We start from the raw sequence: 22249 nt of genomic DNA, 5'->3' as shown, positions 1-22249 counted from the left end.
TAAGCCAATGTTAACGGCATTATTACTGCTAATTTTTTACTAGCTTTATTTTAGAAATATTAAGTATTTTAATAGTGAGATAAGTTATGATTGCCATTACGAACGGTGCATTTAAGATTATAGTTTGCTTCATTTTTGTTGCCTCACCTATTTACGCATTTTCTCAAAAGGCATATGAGTATGAATATTATACTGGCAAAACGAAATACATGACTATTAAACTCTCACTGGCGGACGGGTATATTGCTGCCAGCGAAATTAAAATCGTTTCTCTTAAAACTAAAAAAGCTTCGAAATTTTTAACGGAAACAGGATATGAACAGCCTGATAGGAAAATGAAATTTTATCATTATTCTCCTTCACAAAAAGAATTTCAAGATTATTTCATTATCGAAAACATTAGAGATGCCTACACGATAATCCCCGAAAAAATGAAGGGTAAATACTATTACAAAACACAGGTGATTGATTTTACCCTAAAAAGATTAAAACCCATGCATTAGGGTTACCATTATAGTTTGGCTGTATTAATGGTAATGTTTCTTTTAAACATTTATCTATCAGCATGACTAAAAAGATTTTACGTTATACCAGAAATTCACTGTTCTTTTTAATAGGTTTTATTCTCTTGTATTTTGCATGTGCCTTTTGCTTTTCACGCATCACGATAAATAAAAACCCTACAAATAAGCAGGAGATTTCCATTTACATTATGACGAATGGTGTACACACCGATATTGTGGTTCCGGCGAAGAGCGCACAAATGAATTGGGCAAATGAAATTAAATATTCAAATACCGTTTCTGCTGATAGTACTTACCAATATTTGGCATTGGGCTGGGGCGATAAAAAATTTTACCTGGAAACACCAGAATTTTCAGATTTAAAACTCAATGTGGCTTTGGGCGCAATTACGGGTTTAAACTCATCGGCAATGCACGCAACTTACTATAAAAATGTGGCTGAGAATGAAAGTTGCAAAAAATTGATGATTGATTCTACCCAATACGCATCTTTAATTAATTACATTTTAAAAAGCTTTGGTAGGGATGTAAATGGACATTTCATCAACATTAAAACCAATGCAAATTATGATAATGCGGATGCTTTTTATGAGGCTGTTGGCAGTTACAGTATTTTTAAAACTTGCAATACCTGGGCAAATAGTGCTCTAAAAAATTGTGGGCAAAAAAGTTGTCTGTGGACGATCTTTGATACCCCAATATTTTTAAAATATAAATAGTTTTAGATTAGCCTTCGAAAGCCCAATTTAAAAAAGCCGGCATTACACTTTGCCAAGTAGGTACATCATGCTTGCCCCCAACCTTTTCGAAATAAAAAACATTCTCGGGGCGTTTATATCCTTTCTTCAATAATCCTTTAACAATATCAATTGTATCATCAATAGAATCGATAATCATGTTTTTATTGCGATCCGCTTTTTCGTCTTCCGTTCCGGTCATTAACCAAAACTTCATTTCGGACTTTGTAGTTGAAGCATCAATCATGCCATGCATAATTCGATCAGCATCGGTATAACCATCTGCTAAATCTTTTTTACGCCACCAGAAAGCACCTGAAAATACACCAATAACATCGAAAACATTTGGATTATTCCAGGCAATATCAAAAGCAGATAAACCACCCAATGAAAAGCCAGCAAAAGCAACTTTGCCTGTAATTGGCATTGCTATTTTCTTTTTAACGAAAGGTAAAAGTTCTTTAATCACAAAATCAGTATACGAATTTGCTTTTGCGCCTCTGCCTTTAAAATCAGGAACGCCAGCAACTCCGTATTCCATCAAACGATCTGCAGATGCTTTAATGGCCACAACTATTAACCTGTTGTTTCTTTTATGAAGGTGTGCTTCTTCTAAAATCTCCGCAAAATTCATTTTAGCCACATCCTGACCATCATTTAGCAAGAGAAGTTCTATTTTTTCGTTGCCTAAAATACCTTCAGGAACGTATACATCTATTTCCACATCGTGCTTTAAAAAAGCCGAAGGCACTTTATAACTAATTGTATTAACTTTTACTGATAAAATTGTATTGTACATATGCTTAATCCCCTATCACACGGCTTACTGCCCCAGAATTCGGATGCAAAGGTACAAAACTCAGTAAACTATTAATTATCAGCGATCAATTTTTACATAAAGCTTTAATTTCATCAACTATACATTCATTTTATAAAAAGAAATTTATATCTTAAAACATTCAATTTTTTATATGGTTAAAGAAGAACATAAAAAGTGGTACAGCCCAAATTTAAGTGCTGAGATCGACATGCTCACTTTTGGCCACAGTGGCATCCCTATTCTACTGTTTCCAACGAGTATGGGGCGGTATTTCGAAAATAAGGACTTCAAATTAATAGATTCTGTTGAGGGATTTATTAACGAAGGAAAGATTAAGATTTACTGTCCGGATGGCATTGATAAATTAAGCTGGTACAACAAAGGCATACATCCCGCAGATAGAGTAAAAAATCACATCTGGTACGACAAATATCTGTTGGAGGAGGTTGCACCTTTAGCCAGACATGAAACCGGGCACGATAAAATCATTACCGCTGGCTGCAGTTTTGGTGGTTATCATGCGGCAAACTTTGCATTTAGGCATCCGTGGTTAGTTAGCCATATGTTTAGCATGAGTGGCGCATTTGATATTACCGGGCAGCTTGATGGATTTTACAATGACGATGTGTATTTCAATAACCCTGTTGATTACGTTCCGAATAGTAGTAATCCAGATTTGCATTACATGAAAATTGTACTTGGCACTTCAGATCGCGATATGTGCAAACCTGATAACGAACGCCTATCGCACATTTTAACGCAAAAAGGCATTAATCATTGGTTGGATATCCGACCAAATGCAGACCACGATTGGCCAATCTGGAGAGAAATGTTTCCAGATTACATTGCACAACTTTAAATTAACATTGCTACTTATCAATAATCCTGATAAACTGCAAACAATTAACCCATTAACCAGTTACACAATTAAACTAATTAAAGTACAGATGAAAAAAATAGGGATATTATTTGGCCAGGAGCGCTCTTTTCCTGAAGCCGTAATTGAAAGAATTAATCAAAAAGCAGAGAAAGGCATCACAGCCGAAGCTGTTAAAATCGACAAAATATTTCAGAATGCTCCATTGGATTACGCCGTAATTATTGATCGTATTTCGCAAGATGTTCCTTTTTACAGAGCATCATTAAAAAACGCCGCCATTACCGGAACCGCAGTAATCAATAATCCATTTTGGTGGAGTGCTGATGAAAAGTTTTTTAATAACGCACTTGCTGAGCAAATTGGTGTACCTGTTCCAAAAACAGCACTTATCCCTTCCAGACAGCACCCCACAGGAACCACTAGTGATTCTTTTTCAAACCTAACGATGCCTTTAGATTGGGATGCAATTTTTGAATACACAGGATTTCCAGCCTATATGAAACCTTATGATGGTGGTGGATGGAGAGATGTTTATAAACTACATGATAAAGAAGATTTTTTCAACAAACATGCAGGTACAGAACAGTTGGTAATGCTTTTACAGGAAGAAATTATTTTTGATGAATATTTTAGATGTTATTGCATTGGCGGCAAACATGTACGCATTATGCAATACGACCCTCGCAACCCGCACCATTTACGTTATGCCGTTGAGCAGGCACCATCAAGCGCCAAGCTTTTAAAAACCATTGAAGAATATACCCTTAAACTGTGTAATTATTTAGGTTATGATTTTAACACTGTAGAGTTTGCAGTGCGAGATGGAGTGCCTATTGCAATTGATTTTTGTAACCCTGCACCAGATGCTGACATTAAAAGTGTTGGACAAGAAAATTTTGATTGGGTAGTAGAAACTACAGCCAACTACGCTATTGAAAGGGCTAAAGCGCAAAAACCTGGACAGGATAATTTAACCTGGGGCGAATATATTAAAGCATCCGTTGGTGGGAAACCATTAATTGCAAAAACAAGTAAACCAACCGCAGCAAAAACTACAACAGCTAAACCTGCGGCAACAAAATCTACTAAAGAAAAAGCAGCTGATAAGCCTAAAAAAGCAGCTGATAAAAAATAACTAAAGGGATTGAACTAAAATGAGCATCAGGATGAATGAATTCACGCTTGGCGTAGAAGAGGAGTACATGGTAGTTGATCCCGTTACCAGGGAACTTACTTCACACGACCAAAAAATTGTTGAGGCTGCCCAAAAAATACATAAAGACCAGGTTAAAGCAGAAATGCACCAGGCCGTTGTTGAAGTTGGTACAGGCATTTGCCGCACCACAGAAGAAGCACGTAAAGAAATTTCTCAGCTTCGTTATACTGTATCGCAGCTTGCAGGCGAGCAGGGCTTACGCATTGGAGCCGCTGGCACACACCCATTTTCGCATTGGGAAAAACAATTAATTACCGAACATCCCCGATATAATGAAATTGTTAATGAACTGCAGGAAGCTGCACGTTCTAACTTAATTTTTGGCTTGCACGTACACGTTGGCTTTCAATCCAGAGAGTTGGCAATCCATATTGCAAATCAGGTTAGGTATTTCTTACCCCATGTTTTTGCATTATCAACTAATTCTCCATTTTGGGAATCGAGAAATACGGGTTATAAATCTTTCAGAACCAAAATTTTTGATAAATTTCCTCGTACTGGTATTCCTGATATTTTTAACAGTATTGAAGATTACGATAATTATGTAAAACTGCTGATTAAAACCAATTGCATGGATAATGCAAAGAAAATTTGGTGGGATATCCGCGTACATCCATTTTTTGATACCGTAGAATTTCGCATCTGCGATTGCCCAATGTTAATTGACGAAACGATGGCTTTTACGGCACTATTTCAGGCATTGTGTGCTAAATTGTATAAACTTCGTTTACAAAATATGGAGTTTATAAGCTATTCAAGAGCTCTAATTAATGAAAATAAATGGCGTGCTGCCCGTTATGGAATTGATGGCAATTTAATCGATTTCGGTAAGGAAATGGAAGTAAACTGCCGCAATTTAGTGCTAGAATTATTAGATTTTGTAGATGATGTGGTGGATGAATTAGGTTGCAGAAACGACATTAATTACGTGCATAAAATTTTAGAGCATGGTACTGGTGCTGATAGACAGTTGGCTGTTTACGAGCAAACTGGTAACTTTGAATCTGTGGTAGATTACATTACTAATCAAACACTTATTGGCGCAAGTAATTAAAAAAATGGATAAAAATAGATTAAAGGTCGCCGTTATTGATTTAAATAATGGTGCACCTAATCAAGGTATGCGAGGGATTCAGGAAATTTTATCTCGTTTTAAAGAAGAAAACAACCTGGATCTTTCGTTTGATATTTTTGATTTAAGACAAAAAGGTGAAATTCCAGGTATTGATTACGATGCCTATATTTCGAGCGGCGGCCCTGGTAGCCCAATTGAAAGTAAGGGCGAAAAGTGGGAGAATGATTTTTTTAATCTTTTGGATCAAATCGAAAGTTTTAACAATGAAAACAGCGACCAGAAGAAATATGCATTTTTAATTTGCCATTCCTTTCAACTCGCTTGTCGTAAATACAACCTTGGTAATGTAACCGAACGAAGATCGAATGCATTTGGTATTTTCCCAATTACGCTAACAGAAGAAGGCGAAAATGATGAGATTTTTCAGGGAATTACCAATCCATTTTTCTCGGTAGATAGTCGTGATTGGCAAGTAATTGAGCCTAATTTAGAGGCTTTTGAAGAAAAAGGCGCAAAGTTATTGGCCATTGAAAAAGAGCGTAAACATGTAAATCTCGAACGCTGTATGATGTCTATCCGTTTTACAAACGAAATTATAGGCACCCAATTTCATCCTGAGGCCGATCCTGTTGGCATGAAAATGTACCTTCTTCAGGAAGAAAAGAAAAAGGTAATCATTGATACCCATGGAGAAGAAAAATATTTCGACATGTTAAATAGCCTCGATGATCCGGCAAGAATTGTACTTACCCAAAGTGTTATTTTACCTAATTTTTTAAATAAGGCAATAGCTCATTTGCAGGAAGCATAGCGCAATAATACCTTATTCCTGTAAGCACGAAAATCTTAAATAAGCTTATTATGATACCTGCTCAACGTCAAAAATATAACCAGCAATTTACTGAAGAAAAGTATCTCCAATTTATAAAAAAACTTGAAGCAGGCTATCCAGAAATACCTTTCAGGGTGGCAGAAACGCCCGTTTTTATCCCCAAGCAATTAAAGGAAAAATTAATAGCTGCAGGAAATGAAATTGTCGATTTAATTAAACAACCCAATTTTAAGGCTTTAACTCAAAGTGCAATTCCAAAACAATGGAACGTGCCTAATGAGAACGATCATCCCCATTTTTTAACATTCGACTTTGGAATTTGTAAAAATAAAACAGGCGAGTTAACGCCAATGTTGATCGAAATGCAAGGTTTTCCATCACTTTATGGCTTTCAAAATCATCTTGCAAAAACGTACCGCGAATCTTTCGAATTAGATAACACGACAGATTATTTTTTAAATGGCTTTGATGAACAAAAATATACTCAGCTACTAAAAAAGATAATTATTGGTAAACACCAGCCAACAGAAGTTGCTTTAATGGATGTTGATGCGCCAAACCAAAAAACAGCAATTGACTTTTTTGTCACTCAAAAAATGTTGGGAATCAAAATTCTGGCACTGGAAGACATCAAGCGAATTGGAAAGCAGCTTTTTTATGAGGAAAATGGAAAACAAATTCAGTTAAAAAGAATTTACAACCGTCTTATTTTTGATGAAATTGCCGATAATGAAGGTCTTTTTAAAAATAGCTTCAATCCTCGAGAAGAATTAGATGTAGAATGGGTAACACATCCAAATTGGTTTTACCGAATCAGCAAATACACCATGCCATTTTTGGATAGCGAATTTGTTCCAGAAACTCGTTTTTTGAATCAGTTAGATAGCATCCCTGTAGATTTAGAAAACTATGTTTTAAAACCTTTATTCTCTTTTGCAGGTATGGGAGTTATTATTGATGTGAGCGAAGCCGACATAGAAAACATCAAAGATCCCGAAAACTGGATATTGCAAAGAAAAGTAAATTACGAACCAGCAGTACAAGCTCCTGATGGCGGCGTAAAGGCTGAAATAAGATTAATGTACTTATGGGCAGATGGAGAAGAGCCTCAACTTTGTATAAATTTAGCCCGCTTAAGCAGGGGTAAAATGATTGGTGTTAGATATAATGCTGATTTTGATTGGGTTGGTGGCACTATTGGGTTTATGGAAAAATAGCATAATACCTGTAATATTACATTCAATTGAACACAAAAAGACAAAAGCATTTTATATTTGTATCATGAATACTCAAACCATATTAGTCTTTTTACTTTTTGCGGTTGCATTAGTGTATGTTGGCCGCTTGGTTTATAAATCTTTACAAATCAAGAAAGATGGCTGCGGCGGAAATTGCAAATGCGGCGTAGATTTTTCTGACATTAAACCTGAGAAGAAGTAACTTCTATTCTTTATGATCGAACAGTTTAAAAAGTATTTTCAGTCTAAAATAGAATTAACTGACGAACAGTTCGATAGTATTTCTTCCTCCCTGAGGGTAAAAAAGTTCGAAAAGAATGAAATTTTACAGTACAAGGGAGATATGTTTAAGCACGGCTTTTTTGTAGGAAAAGGTTTGTTAAGAGCCTACTCCATTGATGCAAAAGGGAAAGAACATATTTTGCAATTTGCTCCAGAAAACTGGCTCATTTCAGACAGGAACAATATGGTTAATGAACCATCAATTTTCTTTATTGATGCCATTGAAACTACCGAAGTTGTATTAATGAATAACGATTTTATGGCCGAAGCTTCAAGAAAAGTGCCATGTTTATTGCCATTAAACATCACAATGCTTAACAATTCTATCCGTTTTATGCAAAAGCGAATCAATATGCTGTTAAGCGCAACTGCCGAAGAAAGATACCTTGATTTTATAAAACTATATCCAAATCTTACCCTTCGAGTACCACAATGGATGATCGCCTCTTACCTTGGCATTACACCAGAATCTTTAAGCCGAGTTAGAAAAGAACTTGCAAATAAACACTTCAGACCTTAAGTGATTTTGAACTGCTGAAGTTGGAATGAGGGAATTATGCGTAATCCTTAATTCTTGAAGTTGGAATGAATGAATTATGCGCAATCTATTATTCTCTAATTCTCTCACTCAAATACTCTCTCATTCAATCTTTTCAATTACTTATCATACATCAATTCATCCCTAAACTTCCTGCTGTACTTTTGTGTTGTAAATATTAAACAATCTAATATTAAAAAACATGGCAACTACTAAATGGGTTTTAGACCCAACCCACAGCGAATTACAATTTAAAGTAAAACACTTAATGATTACTACTGTAACTGGTAGTTTGAAATCTTTTTCTGCAGAATTAACATCTGAAGGTGATGAATTTGAAAATGCTCAAATTTCATTCAAAGGTGATATTGATTCTCTGGATACAGGAAATACTGATCGTGATAATCACTTAAAAAGTGGAGATTTCTTTGACGCAGAAAAATTTGCTCACATCGAATTTAAATCGAACTCTGTAGAAAAAGACGGCGGCGATTATATTGTTAAAGGTGAATTAACTATTAAAGGCGAAACAAAAGCCGTAAAATTAACCGCTGAGTTTGGTGGTATCGCTACCGATCCTTGGGGAAACACTAAAGCAGGCTTTACTTTAAGTGGCAAAATTAATCGTTCTGATTTTGGGTTAACCTGGAATGCTGCCTTAGAAACTGGTGGCGTGATGGTAAGTGAAGAAGTTCGCATTTTAGGCGAATTACAGTTTGTAAAACAAGCATAATATAATCAATCAGTCTGCAGGTAGCAGGCTGAATTTAATTTTTTTCCATGGAGGTAATAATGGAAGCAAAAATAAAAGGGGTAAAAAATATACTAAAAGCACCTGCACCGCATATGGTTGGTGATGGCTTTAGGGTTCATAATTTTTTTCCCAGCGGTTATGAAATAAATATGAGCCCATTCTTTTTATTGGATTATGGCTCAAAAATAGAATTCTCTGCCCGCAAAGAACCTAGAGGCGTTGGCGTTCATCCTCATAGAGGTTTTGAAACCGTTACCATTGCCTATCATGGTGCAGTAGCACACCATGATAGTTCCGGTAATAGTGGTATTATTTACCCAGGCGATGTGCAGTGGATGACAGCTGCAAGCGGTATTTTACATAAAGAATACCATGAAGAAGCATACAGTTTAGCAGGTGGGCCATTTCAAATGGTACAATTATGGGTTAATTTGCCTGCAAAAAACAAAATGAGCAAACCGAAATATCAAGCTATTAAACAAGCTGATATGGCAACTCTTAATATACCCGATAATGGTGGCAAAATTGAAATAATTGCAGGTAATTATGGGGGTACAAAGGGTAATGCAAGCACTTTTACTCCTATAGAATTATACAATGCACGCCTAAATAAAGGTGGTAAGGCTACTTTTAATTTCCCTGCCCATTATAACACTGGTTTTGTAGTTATTGAAGGTAGCATCAAAATCAATGCTTCTGAAGAAGCAAAAGTTAATGACTTTGTTCATTTCAATAATGATGGAGAAAAAATTACGCTTGAAGCTTTAGAAAATGCCATAGTTTTAGTTTTAAGTGGAGACCCTATTAATGAACCAATTAAGCAATACGGCCCATTTTTAATGAATACTGAAGAAGAAATCCACCAGGCAATTTCTGATTATAACCAGGGTAAATTTGGCTACTTAGAAGATTAAGAAAAGGTTTAATAATTTATATATTTCCAAGCCGATACAATTCAAAAATGTATCGGCTTTTTTATCCGATTTATTCATTATCAATTCTATTAAAGTGTACTTATTCAAGTATCAAATAAAATGCTGAAATTGCATGATCTAATTTCATCCAATCTTCATGTGTTTTGTTGAGTTTTGTTAAATAAATCAGATCAGAAAAATGTCCGGAAAACAAATCTTTCAAACTGAGACTAAAAGGCGATGGCACACTTTTACGTGGGTAAGCCGTACTCTATTTTTAGTCTTCATTATCGCTGTTATTTGCGTTGCCTACACTTTATCATCGGTACAGGCACCAAACTTGCCGTTTATCAATACCAATACCCCGCTTACTCAAAAACAATTAGAACGTTTAAAAAAGTCGCAACAATATAAAGATTTTACCATTCTAAAATCTAAGCTCCAAAAGATCAGGAAAGATCGGGAGCACAGAATATTGACCAAACGTGGAAATAATAAACGTATTAACATGGCCTTTTACGTAAGTTGGGCTGGAACGAAAGATAAATCATTATCAAACTTAAAACGCAATATTAGCCATTTGGACATGATTGCAACTGAATCTTTTTTCTTAAATGGAGATTCAATTGTAGATAAGGCAGATACCGCGGCTTTGAGGGTAATTAAAGAAGGAAAAAAATCAGCAATTGCTGTTGTTTCTAATTACAATACAGATCATTGGGATGGCCAGGCTGTTAGAAGGCTTTTAAACAACCCTGATGCACAAGAGAAATTAATCAGTAACCTAATAACCATTACCAAAAAGTATGGCTTTAAAGGTATAAACATCGATTTTGAAGAATTAAACCTGGAAAACAGTGATTCTTTTAACAACTTTATGAAAAATCTGTACACACAGTTTCATAACGAAAAATTAATTGTTTCACAGGATATTTCGCCTGAAAACGATGATTATAAACCTGAAATACTTCAACATTATAACGATTATATCATCCTAATGGCTTACGATCAGCATAATGATCAAAGTAATGCTGGCGATATTTCCCACCAAGAATGGGTTGAAGATAAGCTTGATGATATTTGTAGCAAAGTTGATCCAAATAAGGTTATTTTGGCGTTAGCTTGCTATGGTTACGATTGGCCCAGCAAAAGCATTGGTGTTCCTGTTACTTATGAAGCCGCAATTATTAATGCGGTTAATTACAAAAGTACCGTCAACTATGATCCTGCATCAGCAAACTTAAATTATAATTATAATGATGCTAACGGAATTAGACATGATGTATACTTTACCGATGCAGCTACCAATTTTAATTTAATTAGAAAAGCGGATGATTGGGGAATTGCAGGTGTGGCATTGTGGCGCCTAGGATCTGAGGATAAACGATTATGGCAATTTATTTCTAATGATTTAAGCCTTGATTCTCTAAAAAAGAAACCTATAGATTTACGTAAGATTTCGGCTTTGGTAATGGGCGGTATCTCCTACATCGGTAATGGAGAGATTTTGGATTTGGTATCAACCCCATCTCCAGGCAGCGTTAAGTTTACCTTAGATAAAACTAATTTTACCATTGCAGACCAAAAATACATTCGTTTACCTTCTCAATACGTGATTAAACGCTTTGGAGAAGCCGATAAAAAAATTGCACTAACATTTGATGATGGTCCAGATCCTATTTACACTCCTCAAATTCTGGATATATTAAAAAAAGAAAAGGTTCCAGCATGCTTTTTTGTGGTCGGTATTATGGCCGAAAAAAACATGGAACTACTGAGAAGAGAATATAATGAAGGTTATGAAATTGGCAATCATACCTTTTTTCATCCAGATATGTCTACCATTGGACCTCGTAGAGTTAAATTTGAACTAAATGCTACCCGTCGTATTATTGAATGCGTAACCGGGCACAGTACAATTTTGTTTAGAGCGCCGTTTAATGCAGACGCTGAACCTCAAAATATTTCTGAAATTTTACCAGTGGCACAAAGTAGAAAGGAAAACTACATTAATATTGGTGAATATATTGATCCTGAAGATTGGGAACCCGGAAAAACAGCCGATCAAATCTTTAATGAGGTTGTTAAGCAACAAGATAATGGAAATGTTTTATTGTTGCACGATGCTGGGGGAAATAGAGAAGCAACCGTGGCTGCCCTCCCAAGAATAATAAAGTTCTTTAAGCAAAAAGGTTATACTTTTACTACCGTTGGCGATTTAATGGGTAAAAAACGCTCAGAATTAATGCCTGCTGTTCAATCGAGCGCTAATAGTGGGTTCACAGGTTCAAGTAATTACCTTTTCCTAAGTTTCTTTTATTATGCTAATATCTTTTTGGATATTGTATTTACAATTGCAATTGTATTAGCCATTCTTCGTACTATTTTTATCGCTTATCTGGCAATCAGACAGAGAAGAAAATCGAAGTTAAATGCACATTTACTCGTTAAAAACCCTTCAGAAAAGGTAAGTATTATTATCCCTGCATACAATGAGGAAGTAACCGCAATACAAACCATAAAAAGCTTATTAAAAACTACTTACCCTAACTTTGAGTTGATTTTCGTGGATGACGGTTCGAAGGATAAAACTTTCGAAATGGTAAATAGTGAATATGGAAACCATCCACAAGTAAAGGTTTACCGCAAAGAAAATGGTGGCAAAGCTTCGGCTTTAAATTATGGTATAACTATGGCTAGCGCAGATTATATTGTTTGTATTGATGCAGATACTCAGTTAAAAACCGATGCCGTAACTGAGCTAATGCGTTATTTTTATGATGAAAAAATTGCTGCCGTAGCTGGTACTGTTAAAGTTGGAAACGCACACAACATCATTACCAAATGGCAATCCATTGAGTATATTACTGCTCAGAATATGGATAGAAGAGCCTTTGATTTGTTGAACACAATTACTGTAGTTCCAGGTGCAATTGGAGCTTTTAGAAAAGCTGTAGTATTAGAAATTGGGGGCTTTACAGTTGATACCCTTGCAGAAGATTGTGATTTAACCATGCGCATTTTAAGAGCAGGCTATACTGTTAAAAACTGTTCATCAGCTGTTGCCTATACAGAAGCACCTGAAACGGTTAATATGCTTTTAAAGCAACGTTTCCGCTGGAGTTTTGGTGTAATGCAAAGTTTCTGGAAAAACAGAAAGACTCTGCTAAACAAAAAATATGGCTATTTTGGTATGGTTGGAATGCCTAATATATTAATTTACCAAATTATATTACCCCTATTCTCCCCTTTGGCAGATTTATTTATGCTGATTTCACTTATTAGTGGTTTATTCTCATTAAGTGCAATTAATAACCTAACACTAACCGGTTTCTCTGGCATCCTTAGCCTTCATAATGGGTTCGGACAAGTATTATTCTATTACATTATCTTCATTATTGTAGATATGGTTTTTGCCGCAATTGCCTTTAAAATGGAAAATGAAAAGTTTAAGAATTTGCTTTACATTTTTCCGCAAAGGTTTTTTTGGAGACAATTGATGTACTTAGTTTTATTCCGTTCCTTCCGTAAGGCTATAAAAGGTGAGTTGGAAACCTGGGGAACTTTAAAAAGAACAGGTAGCGTAAAAGATGCCGAAGCTTAACAAATAAGCCTACACATAAAAAAAGCCAGACTAATAAAATCATCAGTCTGGCTTTTTTATATAATTAAATATCTTAATGTCTCTCAATTAAACAAACTGCATAAGCTACTACGCCCTCTTCCCTGCCAATAAAGCCCATTTGTTCATTTGTTGTAGCTTTTATGGAAATATCATCTGTCGAAATCCCAATTGCATCAGCAATATGTTGCTGCATAGCCGGAATGTGTGGATTGATTTTTGGAGCTTCCAAACAAAGCATTGCATCTATATTTCCAACTTGCCAGTTTTTTTCGGTTAACAATTTCACGGTTTCCTTTAATAAAACCAAACTGCTAATTCCTTTCCAACGATCGTCGGTATTCTTAAAATGAAAACCAATATCGCGCAAATTTGCTGCGCCCAAAAGTGCATCACAAATAGCATGCAATAACACGTCTGCATCCGAATGACCGAATGCACCTTTATGATGTTCAAGCGTTACACCGCCAACTACAAAAGGATGTTGATCTTTTAATTGATGGACATCAAATCCAAAACCTACTCTAATCTTCATAAATAAATTTGTTACAATGGTGCGTTTCCAAATTAACTCACCAAATACAGGCAGAATTATTTTTTTAACCCCTTTTTGTCACCAAAGTTAAACAAAAGACTAAAACGTAGGGTATTTGCCAAAGGACTTGTTTGTGTATTTGCCACGAGATAAGCAAAATCGATATTAAAAACATTGTATTTTAAACCTGCACCAAGCGTAAAATAGCGGCTATCGCCTTTCATAGGGTTTTGATAATTATAGCCTGCCCTTAATGCAAACTGCTGATTATACCAATATTCTAAACCAGTAGAAATTCCTACTTCTTTTAATTCTTCACTAAAACCGCCTGGGGCATCGCTAAAAGAACCAAAAATTCCGGCAGGTACAGATCGGTTTGGATCTTTACCGCTAACAATTTTCCCATTAGAATCGTATATTGGTTGTGTTGGTACTAAGAGTTTATTAAAATCAAGTGCTAATGTAAATGTACTTAAATCATCAATAGCGATGGTTGATGCTCCACCAATTTTAAGATTGGTTGGCAAGAAAAAGTTAGTTCCACCATCAGAATAACTCATTTTTGTTCCAATATTTGAGATATTCGCTCCGGCAGATAAAATTGTATTTTTACCAAACATCGTAGTTGATGTTTTATACAAACCAGCAACATCAACCGCTAACGCATTACCACTATGAACTTGCCCTGTTGATGAAAATTGCCCACTTGCCAAATTAGAATAAATATATCTTACTGAGCTACCCAACGAAAATTCATTTCCAAAGGTACGTGCAAAAGTTATATCAAATGCAAGCTCATTAGGATTGGAAATACCTAAATCCTGTTGGTTAATATCTGTTAATTGAATTTGACCTAAAGAAAAATACCTTAACGAAGCCCCAATGGTATTTCGGTCATCAAGCTTATAAAAACCACCTAAATAGGCTAGGTTTATATCAGGAACCAAACTCTTTAACCAAGGGCTATAAGAAATAGAGAAGCCGTAAGGTTTATCTAAAAATGCAAGTTTAGCTGGATTCATACTTGCCGAATTTACATCACCAGGTACCGCAACGCCGGCATCACCCATTGCACCAGCACGTGCATCAGGCGTAATCAACATGAAAGGTACTGCTGTTATAATGTTATTTGACTCACTTCCATTTGTTTGAGTACCACCAATAGTAACTTGTGCGTTCGATTTACCAAACACCAAAACCATTGAGATTGCAGAAAAAGCAAGTTTACTGAGGTACTTGAAATTCATCCTTGAAGGTACGTATTTTTAGATTTGGGTCTTAATATTAATTGGAGATTATTTAAGAAACGTAAATTAATAATTAATATTTTAATTTGCGTTTACAAATCGTAAAAAAACACTAATTAAACATACAGCCACTATTAACACACTGAAAGAATGGTATTTGTAATTATTCTAGATTAAGACTTTAGTTTTCGAAAATTTAATTATTCTTGACAACGATCGGCTAAAAAGTTTAATGAACATCATTTCTCATGGCGGCTTTGATTATTTATTATGCTAAAAAGATTAATATTTAGTTGCAATTGCTTAACATGTGTCTGCGTATCTTTAGCCAACCATCCACCGTTATCAATAAATGTTTATAAACAATGCTTTGTTCCAATTACAAAATTGGTATTTGCGTATACGTTCACACCCAATAAATAAAAAGCTATCAACCTTATAATTAAAAGGTTATTAAAAACAGCATTAAAAATATCTAAAGTACAATACCAGATTAATTATTACGTTATGCCTTAGAAATTATATTGAACATTTTGTTGTTACAAAGTTTATTAAAATCATATAAATTTGCTTAATTTTATCAATTGATTGCCCTATAGGCAATATTCCATAGTATCATATGAAAAAACTATTACTATATTCATTTACTTGTCTGTCACTAATTGGCTTACTTTCGGGTTGCAGTAACTCTAAAAGCTCCAATAGATCTAGCAAAACGGGTATTCCTTATGCAGATAAGAAAAATAAAACTTACGGCAGTTTTGCTGTAGCCACAAAATATAAACGTGCACCCGGCCCTGGTTTAATTCCAATTGAAGGTGGTGTTTTGGTTGTTGGTGGTAGTGCCATTGAGGTTGCAGGTGTTGAGCCAAACATTTACAATTACAAAAGGCAAGTTACTGTTCCTTCATTTTATATGGATGAAACAGAAGTTTCTAACACGGATTGGCTTGAATATTTACACTGGATTAGAGTAAGTTATCCTGAAGATCGCGAGTATTATTACAATGAATTACCTGATACTTTGGTGTGGAGAAGAGCTTTATCTTATAACGAACCTTACGTTGAAAATTATTTAAGACATCCGGCTTACCGTGATTACCCAGTGGTTGGTGTATCTTGGGAACAGGCTTCTCGTTTTTGCGAGTGGAGAACTTCTCAAGCAAATGAGTTTATTTTACGTGAAAAAGGTATCCTAACTGATTATAGAACATTAGCAGGTGGTGGCCGTGGAAGAGGAAATAATAGTACAACTGCTGCAACAACAAGACCAGATAAACCTTTTAATACTGATGCGTACTTAAACGGGCAGTATGATGATAAGGGTAGAAATGCACCAAAAGATTATAATGCCGCGGCAGGCGCTTCTGTTGGAGCAGCTGGTGGTCGCGGAGGTGCTACACCAACTAGAAATGCAACTTTAGAGGATGGTGTAATTATGCAACCTTATCGTTTACCAACTGAAGCAGAATGGGAATATGCTGCTCTTGGGTTGATTGGTAATACAGAATACGAAAATATTAATCAAAATAAAATTTACCCATGGAATGGCTTAGGGGTTAGTTCTGCAAAGAAAAAAACTAGAGGAATGATTCAGGCCAACTTTAAAAGAGCTTCTGGAGATTATATGGGTGTTGGTGGTTCATTAAATGATAAGGGAGATTTAACCGTTCCAGTTATTTCTTATGCACCAAACGATTTTGGTTTATATAATATGGCGGGTAACGTAAACGAGTGGGTTAATGATGTTTATCGTACTGCAACTTTTACAGATGCTGATGCTTTTAACCCTTATCGTGGTAACCAATTCCAAGATAAACAACTGGCCGATGCTGCAACTGGTAAAATTGCCTTAGATAAATATGGTAAGCCAATTAAAGAGAATGCTTATTCTGGCAAAAAATTAACATGGGCTGAAAAACAGGCTTTAGCAAAAAGAGCAGATTCTATTGCTAAATCTCCTGATCCAAAAGCAGCTGTTACTTCTTATCAAGCGGATGAAAGAGGTTATCGTGATAGACAAAATAAATTGTTGAATGATGAAGGCGTTTCTTTAATTAACGACAAATCCAGAGTTTATAAAGGCGGTTCATGGAACGATATGGCTTACTGGTTAAACCCAGCTACACGCCGTTTCTTGCAACAAGATGAATCATCTGCAGAAGTAGGCTTCCGCTGCGCAATGACCATGTTGGGAGCGCCAGAAATTAGTACTAAAGGAAAGAGAGAGTTTAAAAATGCTCCTCCAAAAGCTTTTAAAGTTAATAAGAGCAGATAATATAAAAGCCCCGATGTTGTATCGGGGCTTTCTTTTTTAATTATAAATTGCTGGATTCCATTACAGCACCTCTTCCCAAGTTCCTGTAATAATTTTAGGAGCTCATGTGAAACACCTCAAGAAACACCTCAACTAAACAATAAATTTCTATTTAAACTGAATCAATACCTGGTTCTTTTCTACCTTATCTCCTTGCTTTACCAAAACCTTTTTAACAATCCCGTCTGCTGATGATTTAAGGATATTCTCCATTTTCATTGCTTCCAAAATCAATAAATTATCACCTTTCTTTACCTCGCTATCCTCACCAACCATTACATTTAATACAAGACCTGGCATTGGTGCCTTAATTTCAGAAACCTTATTTGTTGCCAAATTATCTAATCCCATTTGTTTCAAAAGCTGGTCAAATTGATCCTCTACTTTAATTTTGTAAGTGTTGCCATTTACTTTAATTATACAGGTTTTTTCAGCTTTATCCAGTTCTACAACTTCGGTATTAAAAGATTGATTTTGATATAAAATATTGGCCAGACCACTACTTAAATTGCTAATATCCATCTCCACTGCATTACCATTAATTAATAATTCAGCAGATTTAGATGCTACATCAAATTGAAATTTATCGTTAACTTTTACTTTATGCATGGTATTATTGCGTTAAGGCATATTGAACTAAATTTGCGCCCATTTTAAGCGCCTTTGTTCTCGTTTCTTGTGTATCTTCAGGATAAGTACCAAAATCTTCCCAGCCATTCCCTAAATCACATTCAAAGGTATAATAGCACACCACTCTACCTTTGTATATTAAGGCAAATCCTTGCGGGCGTTTTCCATCGTGTTCATGTATTTTAGGCAATCCCCCAGGAAATTTAAACTTCTGATTATATATTGCATGATTGGATGGTAACTCCACAAAATTCAATTCAGGAAATACCTTTTTCATTTGTGGCCTTATAAATTTATCCAGCCCATAGTTATCGTCAATGTGCAAAAAGCCACCACCAATTAAATACTGTCTTAAGTTTTTAACTTCCTGATCGCTGAAAACAACATTTCCGTGCCCCGTCATATAAATAAAAGGGTAGTTATAAATCTCTTTGCTCCCCACCTCTACTATACTTTCTTCAGGAAAAAAATTGGTTTTAAGATTAGAATTGCAAAAAGCGATAAGATTTGGAAGTGCAGTTCTATCTGCATACCAATCACCTCCACCATTATATTTCAATTTTGCCATGCGATAAGTTGGCACAGAAATGAAAGCGAAAAGCAAAAAGCTGAACGTGCATAACAAAAAATAACAAAGCAAAAGCTTTACTTTTTTATTTAAAAACTGAAAATTAAAAATTGAAAATTTCAAGCTTATGATCTATTAATATAATTGGTCTCAAAACAAGCACTTAAAGCCGCGGTTTCGGTTCTAAGCCTGTTATCTCCTAAAGTTATAGCTTTATAGCCTTTATTCAAAGCTAAATTAACTTCATCTGGTGTAAAATCACCTTCAGGACCAATTAATATTAAATATTTTTGATGTGGTTTTACCAGATTGGCAATAAATTCCTTTTCGCCCGTATTTATGCAGTGGGCAATTAGCTGATCTCCATCAAATGGAAGCTTCAGGAAATCATTATACGCTATTGCTTCATTAATAACCGGGTGGTAAGCTTTAATTGATTGCTTTACTGCAGATGTAATCACTTTTGCTAAACGATCTGTTTTAACAATTCGGCGTTCTGATCGATCACAAATTAATGGTGTAATTTCATCAATACCCAATTCGGTTGCCTTTTCCAGAAACCACTCCAAGCGATCGTTATTTTTTGTTGGTGCTATTGCGATGTGTAAATAGTGATTACGCTTACCGTACTCTAGCTCTGCTTCAACAATACTAAGTTGTACTTTTTTAGGGTTATCAGAAATAATTTCTGCTGTATAAAAGCCTCCCTTACCATCTACCAGATAAATAAGTGCCCCAACTGGCAAACGTAAAACTTTAATGCAGTGTTTACTTTCTTCTTCGTTTAAGGTGTAAACAGGTTGGGTTATATCTGGCGTGTAAAAAATATGCATTGTTGAAATTAGTGATTATCAACCATATCTTCTTTATTCAGAACAAGCTCTAATTTTATAGTTTCGATGTTCTGTTCTGTCTTTTTAAGGATGGTAAATAAATAACCATAGGATTCGTTGTTTTCGCCAACTTCCGGTATGCGACCAAAAATATGAGAAACCAATCCACCTACTGTATCGAAATCTTCATCCTCGGGTAAATCATGTGGTAAATGTTCATTTACATCATAAACAGTCGCAAAAGCATTCACAATAAATTCATTGTCAGATACTTTTTCAACCAAAGGTTTTTCTTCATCATACTCATCCTGAATCTCACCAACTAATTCTTCAACAATGTCTTCCAATGTAACCATACCTGCTGTTCCACCAAATTCATCTAAAACAATGGCAATTTGAATGCGGTTTAATTGCAACTCGCTCATCAAATCGTTAATTTTTTTGGTTTCCGTTACAAAATATGGTTTACGGATAATGTCGCTAACCGTCCAGTGTTGATTACCAGATGCCACTAAAGGCAAAATATCTTTGGCATGGATAATACCTACAATTTTATCCATAATATCATCATAAACCGGTAAGCGAGAATAGCCTTCCTTAATGATTCTGTCAATCACTTCCTCTTTAGGAGAATTTAATTCAATACCTGAAATCTTGGTTCGCGGAACCATGATATTTTTAACTACACGTTCGTTAAAGTCAAATACATTTTTAATTAACTCATGCTCGTTAGTATCTAAAGCACCACTTTCTTTACCCTGATCTAATAAGTATTGAAGCTCTTCTGTACTGTGTAATGATTCGTGCCCTGCTGAAGTATCAATACCAAACGGTTTAAGAATAACCGCTGCAAGACTGTTCAGTGTCCAAATAAATGGTCTAAATACAACATAAAAAAGTTGTAATGGAACAGAAACAAATAGCGTGGTAGCTACTGGTCTTTGAATTGCAAAAGATTTTGGGGCTAACTCACCGAATACAATATGCATTACGGTAATTAACGAGAACGCCACAATGGTAGAAGCTGTGTGAATGGTAGCATCACTTAAACCCCACTGCAGGCTATCGAAAAGATTTTTGAAAATGGTATGCATAACGCCTTCACCAACCCAACCTAAGCCTAGTGATGCAAGCGTTATACCTAATTGTGTTGCGGCTAAATAGCCATCGAGATTATGTATAATGGTTTTAGCCATTTTACCTACTCTGCTGCCTGTTTTTGCTTTTATTTCAATTTGCGAAGCACGAACTTTTACGATAGCAAACTCTGCTGCTACGAAGAAACCGTTTAATAGCACCAAAAATAACGCTAAAAATAAGCGCCATCCTACTGATGTTGTATCTGGATCTTGTACTGCAATCATTCCTATACTCGTTGAAGGAAAAATTGCGCTTAACTTTAAATTTAAAAACAAGCAGACCGTGGGTAAATCCATTATGCTAATTCTCTAAATGTTGTATTATAAAGTTCTATGCTTTCTTTAATTACTTTGTGCGCATAACGTACACCAAGTAAATGTTCAATAGTTACATTTTTACCTTCTAATGCTTTGTAATCCTGGAAGAAACGAACAATTTCTTTCATTTGATGAGGAGGAAGTTCCTCTAAGTCATTAATATAATTTACAGACATATCGTGAGCTGCAACGGCGATAATTTTATCGTCTTGCTCTCCATTGTCTACCATATGCATTACACCTACAACTTTAGCTTCTATAAGCGTCATCGGGTAAACATCAACAGAACATAATACCAAAATATCTAATGGATCTTTATCATCGCAATACGTTTGCGGAATAAAGCCATAGTTAGCTGGGTACATTACTGATGAGAAAAGAACTCTGTCTAACTTAATTAAACCAGATTCTTTATCTATTTCATATTTTGCTTTTGATCCTTTTGGAATTTCAATAATTGCATTAACCGTTTCTGGAAGGTTATTGCCTGGTGATACGCTATGCCAAGCGTGATGATCGTCTTTGCCCATTTCTAATTTAAATCTGTTTATCCTCTTCTGGATCTTTAACCACTTTACTTTTTACAAAGGTAATTAATAATGGTATAGTTGTGATGATGATAAACCCAATAATAATATATAATAAATAATCGTTTATTTCTTTTTCAAATCTTTTGCCTAAAAAATATCCAAGTAGCGTTAAAGAGACTATCCATAAAACTCCACCAACTATATTATAGAAAGCAAATTTCTTAAAATCAAGTTTTACAACTCCAGCAAAAATCGGTGCAAAAGTTCTAACAATTGGTACAAACCTGCCCATTATTAATGCAAATGCGCCTTGTTTATTGTAATATTCTTCTGCAGCCTTTAAATATTTCTTTTTAAAAAAGAAACTGTCTTTTCTATGATACAATACTGGTCCGGTTTTTCGTCCAAACCAATAACCAGTAAAATTGCCCATAATTGCTGCTACACACAAACCTGCAAGGAGTACAGCTATGTTTACATCAAGTTTGCCCGTAGCCACGAACATACCAGCTAAAAACAATAAATAATCGCCGGGAAGAAAAAAGCCAAAGAACAGACCTGTTTCTGCATAGATTACAAATAGCACTAGATAGAATCCGCCTTCCCTCAATAATTTCTCGGGAGCGACTAGTTGATGCAGGTTATTCCAAAAATCGTGCATATTTAATTATTCGTAAAACTACAAATAATTATTAAAGAA

General features: G+C 35.3%; 22 protein-coding genes. 13 read left to right on the top strand and 9 right to left on the bottom strand.

Annotated features, from left to right (window positions below; genetic code table 11):
- Positions 1–86: 86 nt before the first annotated feature.
- Positions 87–503 carry a hypothetical protein gene (locus tag EHC72_RS14230; RefSeq protein WP_131538377.1) on the top strand — a complete coding sequence of 139 codons (417 nt, stop codon included), beginning with the start codon at positions 87–89 and terminating at the stop codon, positions 501–503.
- A gap of 62 nt (positions 504–565) precedes the next feature.
- Entirely contained in the window at positions 566–1243 is a 678-nt protein-coding gene (locus EHC72_RS14225; protein WP_131538376.1) for a TIGR02117 family protein, read from the top strand.
- A 7-nt stretch (positions 1244–1250) separates the two neighbouring features.
- Here the strand turns inward: EHC72_RS14225 and EHC72_RS14220 are convergent, their stop codons facing one another.
- A complete protein-coding gene (locus EHC72_RS14220; RefSeq protein WP_131538375.1) occupies positions 1251–2060 on the bottom strand; it encodes an alpha/beta hydrolase in 810 nt (269 codons plus the stop codon).
- 172 nt (positions 2061–2232) lie between these two features.
- On the opposite strand from EHC72_RS14220, the gene EHC72_RS14215 reads away from it, so the two are divergent.
- The 10 genes from EHC72_RS14215 to EHC72_RS14170 all read left to right on the top strand — a co-directional run bounded on the left by EHC72_RS14215 (position 2233) and on the right by EHC72_RS14170 (position 13414).
- The gene (locus tag EHC72_RS14215; RefSeq protein ID WP_131538374.1) at positions 2233–2940 is read left to right on the top strand and encodes an esterase family protein; all 708 of its coding nucleotides are present in this window, start codon (positions 2233–2235) and stop codon (positions 2938–2940) included.
- 88 nt (positions 2941–3028) lie between these two features.
- A complete protein-coding gene (locus EHC72_RS14210; protein ID WP_131538373.1) occupies positions 3029–4096 on the top strand; it encodes an ATP-grasp domain-containing protein in 1068 nt (355 codons plus the stop codon).
- 31 nt (positions 4097–4127) lie between these two features.
- A complete protein-coding gene (locus tag EHC72_RS14205) occupies positions 4128–5231 on the top strand; it encodes a carboxylate-amine ligase (protein WP_131538372.1) in 1104 nt (367 codons plus the stop codon).
- Between the two features lie 4 nt (positions 5232–5235).
- On the top strand, positions 5236–6063 hold the full coding sequence (locus EHC72_RS14200) for a type 1 glutamine amidotransferase (protein WP_131538371.1): 828 nt from the start codon (positions 5236–5238) through the stop codon (positions 6061–6063).
- A gap of 50 nt (positions 6064–6113) precedes the next feature.
- Positions 6114–7301, top strand: coding sequence for a hypothetical protein (locus tag EHC72_RS14195; RefSeq protein ID WP_131538370.1), 1188 nt, complete (start codon positions 6114–6116; stop codon positions 7299–7301).
- A gap of 64 nt (positions 7302–7365) precedes the next feature.
- Positions 7366–7524 carry a FeoB-associated Cys-rich membrane protein gene (locus EHC72_RS14190; protein ID WP_131538369.1) on the top strand — a complete coding sequence of 53 codons (159 nt, stop codon included), beginning with the start codon at positions 7366–7368 and terminating at the stop codon, positions 7522–7524.
- Positions 7525–7536: 12 nt separating this feature from the next.
- Positions 7537–8124 (top strand): Crp/Fnr family transcriptional regulator, encoded by a 588-nt coding sequence (locus tag EHC72_RS14185; RefSeq protein WP_131538368.1) that lies wholly within the window; start codon positions 7537–7539, stop codon positions 8122–8124.
- A gap of 220 nt (positions 8125–8344) precedes the next feature.
- Positions 8345–8875, top strand: a complete 531-nt coding sequence (locus tag EHC72_RS14180; protein WP_131538367.1) for a YceI family protein — start codon at positions 8345–8347, stop codon at positions 8873–8875.
- Positions 8876–8922: 47 nt separating this feature from the next.
- Positions 8923–9810 carry a pirin family protein gene (locus EHC72_RS14175; protein ID WP_246029429.1) on the top strand — a complete coding sequence of 296 codons (888 nt, stop codon included), beginning with the start codon at positions 8923–8925 and terminating at the stop codon, positions 9808–9810.
- Between the two features lie 199 nt (positions 9811–10009).
- Positions 10010–13414 (top strand): glycosyltransferase, encoded by a 3405-nt coding sequence (locus EHC72_RS14170; RefSeq protein WP_131538366.1) that lies wholly within the window; start codon positions 10010–10012, stop codon positions 13412–13414.
- 73 nt (positions 13415–13487) lie between these two features.
- Here the strand turns inward: EHC72_RS14170 and ispF are convergent, their stop codons facing one another.
- The gene (gene ispF / locus EHC72_RS14165) at positions 13488–13967 is read right to left on the bottom strand and encodes a 2-C-methyl-D-erythritol 2,4-cyclodiphosphate synthase (RefSeq protein ID WP_131538365.1); all 480 of its coding nucleotides are present in this window, start codon (positions 13965–13967) and stop codon (positions 13488–13490) included.
- Positions 13968–14023: 56 nt separating this feature from the next.
- Complete coding sequence (gene porV / locus EHC72_RS14160; RefSeq protein WP_131538364.1) at positions 14024–15214, bottom strand: type IX secretion system outer membrane channel protein PorV; 1191 nt, start codon at positions 15212–15214, stop codon at positions 14024–14026.
- A 619-nt stretch (positions 15215–15833) separates the two neighbouring features.
- Here porV and EHC72_RS14155 point away from each other — a divergent pair.
- On the top strand, positions 15834–17492 hold the full coding sequence (locus EHC72_RS14155; protein ID WP_131538363.1) for an SUMF1/EgtB/PvdO family nonheme iron enzyme: 1659 nt from the start codon (positions 15834–15836) through the stop codon (positions 17490–17492).
- 147 nt (positions 17493–17639) lie between these two features.
- Here EHC72_RS14155 and EHC72_RS14150 read toward each other — a convergent pair whose 3' ends face one another.
- The 6 genes from EHC72_RS14150 to EHC72_RS14125 all read right to left on the bottom strand — a co-directional run bounded on the left by EHC72_RS14150 (position 17640) and on the right by EHC72_RS14125 (position 22210).
- The gene (locus tag EHC72_RS14150; protein ID WP_131538362.1) at positions 17640–18140 is read right to left on the bottom strand and encodes an acetyl-CoA carboxylase biotin carboxyl carrier protein subunit; all 501 of its coding nucleotides are present in this window, start codon (positions 18138–18140) and stop codon (positions 17640–17642) included.
- 4 nt (positions 18141–18144) lie between these two features.
- Positions 18145–18729, bottom strand: coding sequence for a DUF4159 domain-containing protein (locus tag EHC72_RS14145; protein WP_131538361.1), 585 nt, complete (start codon positions 18727–18729; stop codon positions 18145–18147).
- Positions 18730–18854: 125 nt separating this feature from the next.
- Positions 18855–19562 carry a 16S rRNA (uracil(1498)-N(3))-methyltransferase gene (locus EHC72_RS14140; protein ID WP_131538360.1) on the bottom strand — a complete coding sequence of 236 codons (708 nt, stop codon included), beginning with the start codon at positions 19560–19562 and terminating at the stop codon, positions 18855–18857.
- Positions 19563–19570: 8 nt separating this feature from the next.
- The gene (locus EHC72_RS14135; RefSeq protein ID WP_165585835.1) at positions 19571–20926 is read right to left on the bottom strand and encodes a hemolysin family protein; all 1356 of its coding nucleotides are present in this window, start codon (positions 20924–20926) and stop codon (positions 19571–19573) included.
- Between the two features lie 71 nt (positions 20927–20997).
- Positions 20998–21549: an inorganic diphosphatase gene (locus tag EHC72_RS14130; protein WP_131538358.1), complete on the bottom strand. Its 552-nt coding sequence runs from the start codon at positions 21547–21549 to the stop codon at positions 20998–21000.
- Positions 21550–21556: 7 nt separating this feature from the next.
- Complete coding sequence (locus EHC72_RS14125) at positions 21557–22210, bottom strand: DedA family protein (protein WP_131538357.1); 654 nt, start codon at positions 22208–22210, stop codon at positions 21557–21559.
- Between the last annotated feature and the right edge of the window lie 39 nt (positions 22211–22249).

It is taken from the genome of Pedobacter nototheniae (assembly GCF_004335085.1).
GTDB lineage: Bacteria > Bacteroidota > Bacteroidia > Sphingobacteriales > Sphingobacteriaceae > Pedobacter > Pedobacter nototheniae.
The sequence above is the reverse complement of the archived record's forward strand: the minus strand, read 5'-3'. Positions and strand labels throughout refer to the sequence as shown.